The sequence below is a fragment of the Vibrio sp. OPT41 genome, from assembly GCF_015163595.1.
Classification (GTDB): Bacteria; Pseudomonadota; Gammaproteobacteria; order Enterobacterales; family Vibrionaceae; genus Vibrio; species Vibrio alginolyticus.
In genome coordinates this window covers 753,774-766,901 of the sequence record NZ_JADDYH010000014.1, presented here as the reverse complement: position 1 = coordinate 766,901, position 13,128 = coordinate 753,774, and the positions used below count along the sequence as shown (strand labels likewise).

The following is a 13,128-nucleotide window of genomic DNA, read 5'->3' as shown; positions in this document are numbered from 1 at the left end:
ATGGTGCCTTTCTCTGCTTTTGCGAGTGGCGAGTGGACATATGGTTCTCCTCTTTTGCAGCGCTTTGATGGTTTGCCAGCAATGAATATTCAAGGCGGTGCAGCTCCTGGTGTAAGTACTGGTGAAGCCATGGAAGAAATTGAAGCAATGGTAGAAAAGCTACCAGAAGGTTTCACGGTGAACTGGAATGGTATTTCGTATGAAGAGCGCCTTTCCGGAAACCAAGCGCCGATGCTATATGCGCTATCTATCCTCGTCGTATTCTTAGTTCTTGCCGCTTTGTATGAAAGTTGGTCAGTACCTTTCGCCGTGGTGTTAGTTGTGCCTCTTGGTGTGCTTGGTGCTGTGCTTGCGGTAATGACGCGCAGTATGGATAACGATGTGTTCTTCCAGGTGAGCTTATTAACTACGGTCGGCTTGGCAACCAAAAACGCCATTCTGATTGTTGAGTTTGCAAAGGACTACTATGAGAAAGGCGCTGGGCTTATCGAAGCAACCTTACATGCTGTTCGCGTTCGTCTGCGCCCAATTATCATGACATCGCTTGCTTTTGGTTTGGGTGTGGTACCACTTGCTATCAGTTCAGGTGTGGGATCGGCAGGTCAAAACGCAGTAGGTACCGGCGTACTTGGTGGCATGATCAGTGCCACGATATTGGGTATATTCTTCGTCCCAATCTTCTTTGTAGTGGTTGAGCGATTGTTTGATCGACGTGCGAGAAAAGAGTCGGAGGCAGAGTTGTCTGAGACCAGCACTAAACCCACTCAGCAAAGCGAGTAGGACTTGGTTGTTTTAACTGAGTTATACTAGTGATAATAAACACGATTAAAGGGCGCTTCGGCGCTCTTTATTTTATGTTTTCACTTGGTGGTTACCGTCTATGACGCGAGCCTGAAAGACGGCGTGTTGTGTGCAGTATCAGCACAGCCTTTTCGGCCGAATGAAAGCCTAAAGAAGAAAAACGACGATGAAAGATCAGAAAATTTCCCCAATTTCCGTTTTGGATCAAAGTCCTATGTTTGTTTGTGGTGTGATGCAGCGCATGTACCGCAATCGTGCCCAAGCTGAGCTCTCTCGGCAAAATTTGATGACACTAGAAATGGCAAGTGCACTGGCCGCTTTAGAAGAATTTCAGCCTATGAGCCAGCAAGCGTTAGCTGATGCGGTTCGAACTGAGCGAAGTGTAGCAAAGCGGATGGTGGACAATCTGGAAAAGAGAGGGTTTGTTCAAGTTTCTAAAAGTAAATCGAATCAGCGCCTTAAAATGCTAAGCATGACAAAAGAGGGGGCAAATGCTTTAAAGCAAGTTCATCAAATCATGACGAATTTACAGAAAGAGTTTTTTTCTTGTTTGTCGGAATCTGAAGCGAGTGAATTTTTTCGTCTGGTAAGAAAGCTCACTTTTGCGAATCACGACCAGTAACTGACATCAATGCCGTCTAGCGTCTTTATTTTATCGCTGGCCAATTATATTAAGTTGTAGAACTTAAGAAATAGGATGCCCAACGTACAGGTCACGGTAGAAAGCACCGTAGTGAGTGCGATGATATTTGCAGCTAACGTGGCATTGCCTCCCATGGAACGCGCCATGACATAGCTGGCAGCAGCGACTGGAGAGGCGTTCATAAAGAAAAGAATACCTAGCTCAATTCCTCGAAATCCTACTAAGTAAGCTCCCATGGTGATGATGACTGGCGCTACGATGAGCTTGTAACTGCTCGCAAACCAAGATGGACCTTTCTCTTTTCTCATCAAGCTAAAATCAAGTGAGCCACCCGTACACAACAGCGCCAAAGGCAATGTCATTTTGGACAAGTAGTCTCCTGCGTCAATAACCACATTCGGTACTGGAATAGCGAGTAAATAAAAAGCCATTCCTAGAACAATGGAGATTATGAGCGGATTCCTAGTCAGTGTTCGGCCCATCATCTTTGCTGCTTGCGAGGCAGACGTTGCCCCCTTGGGCGATAAGCAAATTACCGCTTGGACGTTATAAATAAATGTGGTGACCGCGACATAGAGAGCCGCTAACGCCACACCTTGAGAACCATACGCATTGGCAACGTAAGCGATACCAATAATACCTGTATTTGCTCGGAACCCACCTTGGATGAGAACGCCTTGGTCAGGCGACGCTTTGAACAGAAGTTTGACGGAAAGGTAGGTGAAAATGAAAAACGAAATACTAGCGATGACGCCGAAATTGACGAATCCACTTGCCGCGGAAAAGTCGTGTTCTGAAGCCACAATGCTGACAAATAACATTGCAGGCAAGGTAACTTGAAACACCAGTTTAGAGCCTACTTCGATAAAATTATCGTTGATTAGACCAAAGCGCTTAAAAAGAACGCCAAGTACCAACATCAAACAGATAGGTCCGGTTATCGACAAAGAGAATTGCAACTGATGTAAAACAGCTTCCATGTAAGTATCCGCAGTAAAAGAAAAAAGTGTTCCTGCTGCCTATTAAGCCACAAACCCGGAGGGTAGGACAGTAACGTGATGAAACTTTCTTCTGTTGTAGGTTCCGGAGTCATTTACACTCCAAGTTATGGACGAGGTCCCAATTTAACAAAGCGGTACTGGTCCTACGTGCGATATGTTGGTTAACTCGTTGTCGTGATGCATCCACATGCGTATTAGATGTGAGGGCTGGTCATCGTAGTTATGGATAGGAGTTCATCAATGAAAAGGAAACACAACAAAACTGTACTGTGTGCGTTTGTCTCTGGTTCGGTATTTGGTGCGGTTTTGGTCATTGCGATGTCTTTACCAATGTAATCCTCTTAATTGGCTGTTGGAACACTCACTCTAATTCAGTACAAAACAGATTGAGTTCTGCGGTATGTGCTGTTAGTTTAAAAAACATGAAAATACACGTTCGCCCTTCATTAACAACCTTCTCTTGGTGGCGCTCTAAATAGAGCGGCGCGGAATACTTACATTCTTAAGCTGCTGGATGGTAGCTAAGAGTGTTTGATCTTTTTATCTCCAGTAGCGATCTATTAAATACTTGGAGACAAATATGAATAGCCATAAAAATACATCTCAGCGTGAAATTATACTTACCGGAGATCGAGCAACAGGTCCATTACACCTCGGGCACTATATTGGTTCATTGCAACAACGAGTCAAATTGCAAACGGAGCACGAGCAAACGATCTTGGTTGCGGACATGCAAGGGCTGACGGATAACGCGCATAACCCATCAAAGGTATCCTCTAATATTCTCAATGTCGTTGCAGATTATTTGGCTGTTGGTATCAACCCCGCTCAAACTACGATCACGTTGCAGTCTCAAATTCCAGCGTTAGCCGAGTTGACAATGTATTACAGTAATCTTGTTTCTATCGCACGATTAGAGCGAAACCCCACGGTTAAAAATGAGATTCAAAGTAAAGGCTTTGAACGCTCTATTCCCGCAGGCTTTTTAACGTATCCAATTTCTCAAGCTGCTGATATTACGGGGTTTCATGCGACGCTAGTACCAGTGGGTGATGACCAACTGCCGATGTTAGAGCAAACTAATGAAATCGTGAGAAAAATAAACCATCTGGGTGGAAAAGAGGTTCTTAGAGAATGCCGTCCATTACTTAGCGGTGCACCTCGTTTGCCGAGTACTGACGGTAAAAATAAGATGTCTAAAAGCATGGGGAACGCAATCAACTTAGGGGCCTCCGAAAAGGAGATTTCCGCGGCAGTGAAATCTATGTATACCGATCCCAATCATCTGAAAATTGAGGATCCTGGCCAAGTCGAAGGGAATATTGTATTCATCTACCTCGATGCTTTTCATCCTGATAAAAATTATGTCGAACAGCTAAAAGACCATTATCGACGAGGTGGGTTAGGTGATGGTTTGACCAAGAAAGTGTTAGAAGAATGCTTACAAGAGATGCTTCGCCCTATTCGAGAGAAGCGCGCTATGTATTTGAATGATAAAGCGCAGCTGATTGATATTTTAAAACAAGGTAGTGAGCGTTCTCGCGAGAAAACCGAAAAAGTGCTATTTGATGTGAAAGATGTATTTGGTTTAAATTTGTTCTGAATTAAAAGTAGAGAGTTGAACATAAGGCACGACGACTGGTTAGCAACGTGCCTTTTTAAGTTCCCAGTCAGTCAAAGCGCATTGTTAAGAAGAAAAAAATTCACGACGAAAATCCGCGACTTCTTGTTGGTAATAGCTTTGCCATTCCGGTTCTGACAAATGTGAATGGCTAGAGGCTCTTTGCGTTCTTAGCTTGGACTCAAGTTGTTGTAATGCTTGTTGGTAATCTTTGACTTGTTTTTTTTGCTCTGTAATTTGCTGCTGACGAGCATGAATGTTTTTACTTTCTTCTTTCGTTAAGTAAGTTCGTTCTAGCTCTGCGATGATCGCCAAGCGATCTGGTAGGCTCATACTATTAGGAATCAGGGTGACCGCACGCTCATATTTTTCCTGGTTGCTTGTTAGCCCGATAGCATCTGCATGTTCTTGCCAGTCAATGGTGAGTTGCTCGAAAGCTCGCAAAAAGTTATCTGGGCTTTGAGTGTCCAGCTTTTGGGCTTCTAAATTGAAATCGTACAGCGCGAACTCATCCGCGAAAACAACATCAGCCAATTCTCCCCAGATGCTCCTTGCTTCGTTCTTCAGCTGTGCAATACGCGACGCCAGTGATTGTTGCTCATCAAATAACAAATTTCCTACACTCTCTTGCCATTGGCTGCTGAGCTGAGGGTAGTTCGCCAAAAGCTGGAATCGAGCTGAAGATAAATGCGCCTCAAACAAGGCGACCTGCTCTTCACAACTACGGTTCAACATACACTCTTGCCAAAACGTCTCAAGTTCGGCGACAAGTTTCCTGCCTTTGAGTTGAGTTAATCGCTCAGTCGTTATTTGAACTGTGGAAGGGAGCTTAGCGGTTTGTGGTGAAGTATCTGTATCGGGCACGATGCTACTCGTTTGTAGTGATGTACTGGAGACACTCTTATTTTTTGTCTTAGGGAAAGGAGAGGAAGCGAGCTCTTCTTTTTGAACATCGTGACTGAAAGTTAAAAATATCATGCCCGCCATAATGGCGGACATGATTATCAAAGCGATTTTCTTCATGGCTTGATTGTTGCGCTTACTGGGAAATGGTCAGAAAGGTTATAGTGTTTCCATAAACTCTCTGCGGTTGTGCGCGGCACGTCTACACGGTTGTCATTGAATGATTTCACCCCGTATTCACTACTCACCATAACATAGTCAAGGTATTCCACGTTTTCGCCACCTGATAACGCTTCACCTGCAAAGTTATTGATACGGGGATCAAAGGTTGACTCCGTGTAACCAGAGTACTGAGGTTCGATGGCGCTTAAGTTAGCGATCATTTGTTGGTAGTCACCAGGGAACTTTCTTTTGTTTACGTTAAAGTCGCCGCTGTATACCACAGTTTCGCTTGAAGGAATGTTAAGAGATTGGGCGAGTGCGCGGATTTGTTTGAACTGGCGCTGACGATACTCACGGGCGGTGTCTGTATCGAAAGATGCGGTATGGGTAGCAAACACATGGTAAGCCTGACCACCTTTAATTATTTCCGCATAATTTACGCCTTTATCGGCAAAGCAGTCTGTACCAGAACAATCGGGAAAGACATATTGCGCTTCGTTCACGATAGGGTAGCGACTAACTATGATTACGCCACCATCATGAATATTAACGCCTTCTTTATCTAACATCTTTGTTTGGTAAGGATATTCCTTGGCTAACTCACGTAAGAATGCTTCACGGCCGCTGGCAAACACCTCTTGCAGCGCCAAAACATCGTAACCTTTTACATGTTGAGGAATCAGTTCGTAACGATCTCCAATGTGCGATGCAATAGCCGTCAACGCCCAGATGTTATAAGTCATCAACTTAAGGTTTTGTTCTTCGTTGTCGACAGACTCCGCTACCTTGCTTGGCGTGATGGTGTAGTAAAGATCATCATATCGAGCGGTACTGTCTGACTTAAATGCCAGTTCGGTTTCTCTCGCACCAAAAGCGTTAGTGTTGGCACGATGAATGTTACGATCATCTTTGAGTGATAACTCGACATCGGCTGCGGACAAGCCGTATTCAATGGTCGAATTGTACCAATGGCCTTCCATTATTTGATTGAGTGTTATGCTTTCACCTTCAGGGCTAGAAACCACCGTTTCAAAACGGTAAGTTTGATTTGATTTCACGCCCTCCCAACGGTTGAAGCTTAATACAGATTTAGTTTCCCACGGACCAAGTACCTGCACATGTTGTTGCCACTCTTCTCCGTATTGAAGCAAATCACTGCCTTCATGTTTTACTTGAATAGTTAACGGTTGATCAGAGTTATTCGTTAGGTAAACGTCGGTATCTGCAATGCAGGGTAACGCTATCAAGCTACTTAATAAAAGGCTCCACTGCGAAAATTTCATCTTATTTTTCCATCATTTGAACTAGAGCAATCATTCTTGTTTATAAATGTTACTTGCACGTTAAATATGGATGACATCTAAGCCAGCGCTGAAAATTGTTATCAGAATGTGATCTTTATTCAATGGTTAGGATGGGGGTATTGAGTGTGTGGCCGTTGAAGCGGTGGAAAAATAATACCAACAGTCAACGAATTGCATTCACTGCAATCAAGCTGTCATCTTTGCTCTATAAGTTGTGCGGCGTCATTCATCTAGCCATATGGCTAGAACTCAAATTGATAGATGGAGCACCATGGCTAGAGCAGTAAATCCAACCGATGAAACCATCATTAAATTGTTACAAGAGCAAGGTTTGATTAGAAGTGAAGCAGAAGCACGTTTAAAGAAAGAGGTGTACCGCTTGCAACCTAATGAGATAGCAAAAGTAAAAAATTATGCCCAGCATTTTGGGATAAATGCGAAAGAAAAGCTCATCGATGAGATCTTGGATCTGCGCCGAGAAGCGCTCATGAAAAGATGTAGACACAATACGGAGCATGCGAGCCTATCTCTAAAATAGCATGTGATAAAACTATCAATTACTGGTCAAGATTTGATCTCTCAAGCCGATGTATATAAGAGCGTTCAATGATATCGAGCGCAAAAAACAGTGTGTTTTAGAGGTTAAGCTTTCACTTAAGTGAGAGGTTTGGAAAGGCTGCGGGGAGAAAGTGCATGCGTATTAAAGACTTAAGTGTCGTAAAGAAAATATCGGTTAGTTATTTAACCGTTTTTGCCGTGTTTGGTTTAGTGTCAGTAATGTTGGTGCAAGGTTTGTTAACACTGAATAAAGACATTTCAGTGTTAACAGATAAAAGTTTACCTTCTGTTGCGATTTTGAAAGGTATCCAAGTTGATATTACTAAAGTGCGTAAAGATGAGTTCTCTTTATTGCCAAACGCAAATCACCCCAAAATTGGTGAATGGTTAAAAGGCCTCGACCAATGGCGTTCTGATGTGCAGGCTGGTATTGCAGAATACGAAAAGCTCGACCTTAATAAGCGTGAAACGCAGTCCTTTAGCGTTTTTAAAGAAACTTGGAATCAATACATCAAAGAAACGAAGACTTACAACGTATTGCTAAGCCAAGGCGATGCTGAAAGTGCAAATGATGTAATTTTATCAAGTTTCGATACCTACTCAAAAGCGTTGAGCAGCTTGGATGATACCCTCGCGTTGAACGATGAGTTGGTGAATTTGATTGGCGAAGAAGTACAAAGTGAAGCGGCATTTACACAATACAGCGCTGCTGTTGGTGCGCTTGTCGTCGCATTGGTCATGGTAATGTCTGCCATGTTGCTTTCTCGAGTCATCTGCGGGCCTGTTGATCGAGCACTGGAATTCGCTTCCAAAATCGCCAAGGGTCAATTGAATAATCAAATCGACGAAAGCGAATTGAGCAAAGACGAGTTAGGAACGCTGCTCAAAGAGCTTGTCGGTATGCAAACAAACTTACATTCGTTGGTTTCTGAGATTAATGACTCAACGATTCAGCTAACGGCAGCAGTAGAGGAAGTGAGTGCTATTTCTTCTCAGACCGCTTCTGGTATGCAAAATCAACAAATTGAACTTAGCTCGGTGGCTTCTGCGATGACAGAAATGCAAGCTGCTGTAAGTGAAGTGGCACAAAATACCGAAGTTGGCGCAACCTCTGCTTATTCGGCTGCGGAAGTGGCAAAGCAAGGAACGGTGACGTTACAACAAACTATCGCAGTAATTGAGCGTGTATCACATACGATCCAAGAATCAGATGAACTGGCACGTGAGCTTGAATCGAGCTCAAACAATATCAATGTGGTCGTAGATGTGATCCGCGGGATTGCCGAGCAAACAAACTTGTTAGCACTGAACGCCGCAATTGAAGCCGCTCGGGCTGGTGAACAAGGACGTGGGTTTGCTGTTGTGGCAGATGAGGTTCGTTCTCTGGCGCAACGCACTCAAGACTCCACTTCACAAATTGTGGAAATTGTTAATCAACTACAAGAGAGCAGCAGTAAAATAGGGCATTCAAGCCGTGATTGTCAGGAGGGTATTTCTCAGTGTGTTGAGCAAGTTAATGATGCTGATAGCCAGATAAAAGAAATTGAACATTCTGTCGATAACATAGCGCAAATGAGTACACAAATCGCAACGGCGTGCAGTGAGCAGAATTCTGTATCCGAAGAGCTGAATCGCAGCGTGGAGCATATTAATAGTGCTTCAACAGAGATGGCTGAGGGAGCTTCACAAACGGCTGTGGCTTGTCAGCAGATTAGTAGCCTAGCGCACAACTTGAAAACTCGAATGGGTTCATTCCAGCTCTAGTTGTTGTGTTTCAGCTTTATTCCTAACCTCATTGCTACAATAAATAAGCCGGACGAAATGTCCGGCTTATTTATTCTCTGTCTATATAAGTTCAGAGTATGCTCAACCTTGGGAGAATATGCTCGCTAGGCTGGAATACCACTGTGAAACTTAAAATCTGTATCTGGCGTAGAAATTAAATCTGCCTCTATACGTCCAAAGTAGGCGATGCGCTCGCTGATATCTTTGCCTGCGATTTGCTCCGCTAATACAAGATAATCCTGGTAATGGCGTGCTTCTGAACGTAATAAAGAAATGTAGAACTTTGCGATATCGTCATCCATATGTGGTGCTAGTTTGGCAAAACGCTCACAAGATCGGGCTTCGATGTACGCACCAATGATGAGTTTATCGATCAGCGTTTCCGGCTCATGAGTCTTCATATGCGAAATCAGTCCTTTAGCATAACGACTTGCTGGAATATTTTTGTACTCAATTCCACGACTTTCCATGATCTCTAAAACTTGATAAAAGTGGTGTAACTCCTCTTTTATCAAAAGCACCATCTTATCGATCAAATCTTGGCTGTATGGTGAGTCGGACTTAGCCATGATTGACTTAGAAATATTGCTCTTGCCTTTTAAAGTTTCCAATGAGCCTACGTTACGGTAAGCAAAATCTTCGTAGGGCTTAAACCAGTCAAGTAGAGCATGTGAACTGGATTGGTCAACGGCATACTTACGAATTAAAAACATGGCAGATTGGCCAGCTTTTAGTTCGCACAGTAGGTGGTCTAACAAAATGGTTTGAAGGTTCTCTGGTTTCTTTGCTTCCTCTACCCATTCATCAGGTGTACTGCATCGCAGAAATTGGTTAATGGGAGCAAGAAGATCTTGATAGGCGTCTAGATTCATCATTTTAGTTTTAGTACTTCACATTTTTATTGGGCATATCCGTTGTCTTGCGGATAGAAAAAAGGCTGCAATTGCAGCCTTTTTTGACCTGAAGTGAATGTTACCACTTTTTCTTCTCGCCGAAGAGAGCTTCCATGTCATTGTCACGCTCTTTGTCAGCAATCTGCTGCATTTCGGCATCGCTTTTATCTTGGCGCTTTTTATCTAAGTCACCTAACATCTCTTCAAGCTTTTGTTTCGCTTGAATAGAATAAGGATCGCTCTTAGTGCTCAAAGCATCGATACCTTTACGCAGCAGTTGAAGCGCGGTGCCTGGTTGGCCACGAGCGATAGAGTCGTTTGCTCTTTTGATGACATTTTCAATGTTGATGCGAATTTGCATCGTTTCCAAGCGCGCATTTTCGGTGACGTAAGTCTGGGTATCCAATCGGCCTTTGTTGTGCTCGTTACGGATAGTGTCGCGAAGTCGTTTAACCAGCTTAAGCATGACGATAGCTTGTTTATCACTACTCGGCATCTTGAAAGTGGTACTCTCGCCAGTAGGACCATTCTCTTTTAGCTGCGTAATCTGCTGCTTCATATTTTCGATACGTTGAGCAAGTTGCTTGTTCTTCGGGTCCAGCTCATGCATGCTCTCTAGCGCGTCAAGAATACGATTGTTTAGACACAGCAACAGCTCTTTACTAAAAGGGATATGGTGCGCATGACCAATCAACTCTTCAGTACCATCTATCAAGGCTACATATCGCGCTGATTCCTGCCTTTTTGCGGTTTCAACTTTAACCTTATATTGCAACATAATGTTATAGCCTAGGATTAACACCAGTAGGATGGCTACCAAAGCGATTATTAAACCAATATTCATATCTTTGCGTCTGCTTTACTTTTCTGCGGCTAGCGTTAAAGAATACATGAATCTTATCTTACTCGGCACCTTATTTGTTTGATTATTTTGTCTCTCCCACGTTTTAGTTACTGATAGAAGTCACATCATAGAACTTCGGTCATTTATTGGCTCAACTTTGTGCATATTGTTTCTTGCTTGAAGATTATTAGTATGTGATTGAGGTATAAGTTAGAAATTGCTGTTCATTTCGATTTGAACGCGTTATAACTAATTATTATATCGCTCGCTTGAGTGGCCAATAAACTCTCTCATGAATAAGTAAGGGATTACGATGAAACTGCAGCAGCTGAAGTATATTGTTGAGGTTGTAAACCATAATCTGAATGTATCTGCAACGGCGGAAAGCTTATATACCTCTCAGCCAGGTATTAGTAAACAGGTTCGGTTGCTGGAAGATGAGTTAGGTATTCAGATTTTTGAACGTAGCGGTAAGCACTTAACGCAAGTGACGCCAGCTGGAGAAGAAATTGTACGTATCTCTCAAGAAATTCTCGCTCGTGTAGAAAGTATCAAAGCGGTGGCTGGAGAGCACACCCATCCAGAAATGGGGACGCTGAATATCACCACGACACATACGCAGGCTCGTTATGCACTGCCAGATGTCATCAAAGGTTTTACTTCTCGTTATCCAAAAGTGTCGTTACACATGCACCAAGGTACACCGTCACAAATGTCTGAGGCGATAGCTAAAGGCACTGCGAATTTTGCGATTGCGACAGAAGCTCTTCACTTATATCAAGATGCCATCATGCTGCCTTGTTATCACTGGAATCGTTCAATAGTTGTGCCTAAAGACCACCCACTAGCGAAGAAAGACAAAGTAACGATCAGTGATCTTGCCGCTTACCCATTAGTCACTTACGTGTTCGGTTTTACTGGTCGTTCAGAGCTGGATACAGCATTCAACCGCGAAGGTTTAACCCCGCGAGTGGTGTTCACGGCAACTGATGCAGACGTCATTAAAACTTACGTTCGTATGGGTATTGGTGTGGGTGTGATTGCAAGCATGGCTGTGGATGAAGAGCAGGACGGTGACTTGGTTGCAATAGATGCGAGCCATTTGTTTGGCGCGAGCACCACGAGCATCGGCTTCCGCCGTGGTACATTCTTACGCTCTTACATGTTCGATTTTATGGAGCGTTTTGCACCGCACTTAACGCGTCCAGTGGTTGAGCAGGCGATTTCGTTGAAGTCTAATGCAGAAATCGAAGAGATGTTTAAAGACATCGAGCTTCCGGTGAGATAACACTTCATTGATGTTTCGATTCCCTCTACAATGCGCTCGTTGTAGGGGGAGCTATGAAAACGCAATTTCAGTTTATTAATGACTGCTTAATCGAAAACCAATCTTTGTGGCGATTCGAGCCTTTTAAAAGCAGCATTCACACATCATTACCTTGGCAGGAGCAACATCCTCGACTGTGCCAATGGCTAGCGTCTCTTACTCCCTCTCAAATCGAAGAATACAAAGCAGCACCAGAACTCGCGTTAAAAGCACTTAGTCCGTTTTTGCCTGAGCTTGAACAACTCGCAGAACTGACTCATTTAGAGCTTTTGTCGTTAAACGGCTTGGAACTCGCTCGTGGTTTAGATAACGGTATTCCGGGACGTAAGTTGGAGCAAATTAGCTCGATGGGTGAAGCTGCAATTCAACAACACTGTGGCGAAGAATGGCTAGAATGGTGCTCAGGTAAAGGTTACTTGGGGCGAATCCTGACAACGCAAACCGATCAGCCTGTAACCAGCTTTGAATACCAACAAGCACTGTGCGATTCGGGGCAACAAGCAGCCAATGAACATCATTGGAAGATGACGTTTATTCAAGGCGACGCGTTTGATAGCAAAGCGAAAGCCGTGTTTAAGCCAACGCAACACGCAGTAGCACTGCATGCATGCGGTGACCTTCACGCTCGTCTAATGCAGTACGGCAGTGAAAATGGGATTGCTGCGATGACCATATCACCTTGTTGTTACCACTTGATTCAGTCGGAACAATACCAGCCGATGTCGGAATCGGGCAGGGCTTCTTCTCTCTCATTGTCTAAGCAAGAACTGCGTATCCCATTACAACAAACGGTGACAGGAGGAGAGCGCGTGCGTCGTCATCGTCAGCAGGAAATGATGTTTCGTCTTGGGTTTGATTTGATCACGCGACAAGCTTTGGGAATGGCAGAGTATCAGCCTGTGCCGAGTATCCGTAAGTCGCAATTAAGTGATGGTTTTGAATCTTTATGTCGCTGGGCAGCGGAGCAAAAAGGCATTGTTCTTCCTCAAGAAATCGATTTCTCTCATTTTGAAAAGTTAAGCGAACAACGCTTCTGGCAAATGGAGAGAATGAGCTTAGTGCAACTTGTTTTTCAACGTCCGTTGGAGATCTGGCTCGCATTAGACAAAGTGCTTTATCTTGAAGAACGTGGTTACCGTGTTAGATTGTCAGAGTTTTGCCCTAAATCGGTCACACCTAGAAATATTTTAATTTGTGCATATAAGATTTAGTTATTCTTTATAGCCAAACGCTCTATATGAAAAAGCCCACTTATGAGTGGGCTTTTGTAAACAAAACGTGACAAG

At 43.7% G+C, this 13,128-nt stretch carries 12 protein-coding genes; 7 read left to right on the top strand and 5 right to left on the bottom strand.

Translation table 11 applies throughout. From position 1 onward, the window contains the following. Both IQP38_RS26310 and IQP38_RS07070 read left to right on the top strand, forming a co-directional pair. The coding region (locus tag IQP38_RS26310) for an efflux RND transporter permease subunit (protein WP_228009999.1) at positions 1–780 on the top strand (780 nt) is incomplete at its 5' end. Between the two features lie 187 nt (positions 781–967). After that, on the top strand, positions 968–1,423 hold the full coding sequence (locus IQP38_RS07070; RefSeq protein ID WP_017635039.1) for a MarR family winged helix-turn-helix transcriptional regulator: 456 nt from the start codon (positions 968–970) through the stop codon (positions 1,421–1,423). 44 nt (positions 1,424–1,467) lie between these two features. Here IQP38_RS07070 and IQP38_RS07065 read toward each other — a convergent pair whose 3' ends face one another. Next, the gene (locus IQP38_RS07065; protein WP_005388415.1) at positions 1,468–2,424 is read right to left on the bottom strand and encodes an AEC family transporter; all 957 of its coding nucleotides are present in this window, start codon (positions 2,422–2,424) and stop codon (positions 1,468–1,470) included. Between the two features lie 601 nt (positions 2,425–3,025). Here IQP38_RS07065 and trpS point away from each other — a divergent pair. After that, positions 3,026–4,048 carry a tryptophan--tRNA ligase gene (gene trpS / locus IQP38_RS07060; RefSeq protein ID WP_176310877.1) on the top strand — a complete coding sequence of 341 codons (1,023 nt, stop codon included), beginning with the start codon at positions 3,026–3,028 and terminating at the stop codon, positions 4,046–4,048. 84 nt (positions 4,049–4,132) lie between these two features. On the opposite strand, the gene IQP38_RS07055 is transcribed toward trpS, so the two are convergent. Both IQP38_RS07055 and IQP38_RS07050 read right to left on the bottom strand, forming a co-directional pair. Beyond that, positions 4,133–5,089: a hypothetical protein gene (locus IQP38_RS07055; protein ID WP_017634956.1), complete on the bottom strand. Its 957-nt coding sequence runs from the start codon at positions 5,087–5,089 to the stop codon at positions 4,133–4,135. Beyond that, positions 5,086–6,414 (bottom strand): sphingomyelin phosphodiesterase, encoded by a 1,329-nt coding sequence (locus tag IQP38_RS07050; RefSeq protein WP_017634955.1) that lies wholly within the window; start codon positions 6,412–6,414, stop codon positions 5,086–5,088. Before IQP38_RS07050 ends, IQP38_RS07055 begins: the two co-directional genes overlap by 4 nt. Positions 6,415–6,706: 292 nt before the next feature. Between IQP38_RS07050 and IQP38_RS07045 the strand changes: the two genes are divergently transcribed. Both IQP38_RS07045 and IQP38_RS07040 read left to right on the top strand, forming a co-directional pair. Then, positions 6,707–6,973, top strand: coding sequence for a hypothetical protein (locus IQP38_RS07045; RefSeq protein WP_017634954.1), 267 nt, complete (start codon positions 6,707–6,709; stop codon positions 6,971–6,973). A gap of 155 nt (positions 6,974–7,128) precedes the next feature. Further along, positions 7,129–8,757 (top strand): methyl-accepting chemotaxis protein, encoded by a 1,629-nt coding sequence (locus IQP38_RS07040; RefSeq protein ID WP_017634953.1) that lies wholly within the window; start codon positions 7,129–7,131, stop codon positions 8,755–8,757. A 125-nt stretch (positions 8,758–8,882) separates the two neighbouring features. Here IQP38_RS07040 and miaE read toward each other — a convergent pair whose 3' ends face one another. After that, positions 8,883–9,653: a tRNA isopentenyl-2-thiomethyl-A-37 hydroxylase MiaE gene (miaE, locus tag IQP38_RS07035; RefSeq protein WP_017634952.1), complete on the bottom strand. Its 771-nt coding sequence runs from the start codon at positions 9,651–9,653 to the stop codon at positions 8,883–8,885. A gap of 97 nt (positions 9,654–9,750) precedes the next feature. Further along, a complete protein-coding gene (locus IQP38_RS07030; protein ID WP_005378247.1) occupies positions 9,751–10,515 on the bottom strand; it encodes a hypothetical protein in 765 nt (254 codons plus the stop codon). Positions 10,516–10,828: 313 nt separating this feature from the next. Between IQP38_RS07030 and cysB the strand changes: the two genes are divergently transcribed. Further along, on the top strand, positions 10,829–11,803 hold the full coding sequence (cysB, locus tag IQP38_RS07025; protein WP_005388967.1) for an HTH-type transcriptional regulator CysB: 975 nt from the start codon (positions 10,829–10,831) through the stop codon (positions 11,801–11,803). A gap of 53 nt (positions 11,804–11,856) precedes the next feature. Beyond that, a complete protein-coding gene (locus tag IQP38_RS07020) occupies positions 11,857–13,053 on the top strand; it encodes a methyltransferase (protein WP_017634951.1) in 1,197 nt (398 codons plus the stop codon). The last annotated feature ends 75 nt before the right edge of the window (positions 13,054–13,128 follow it).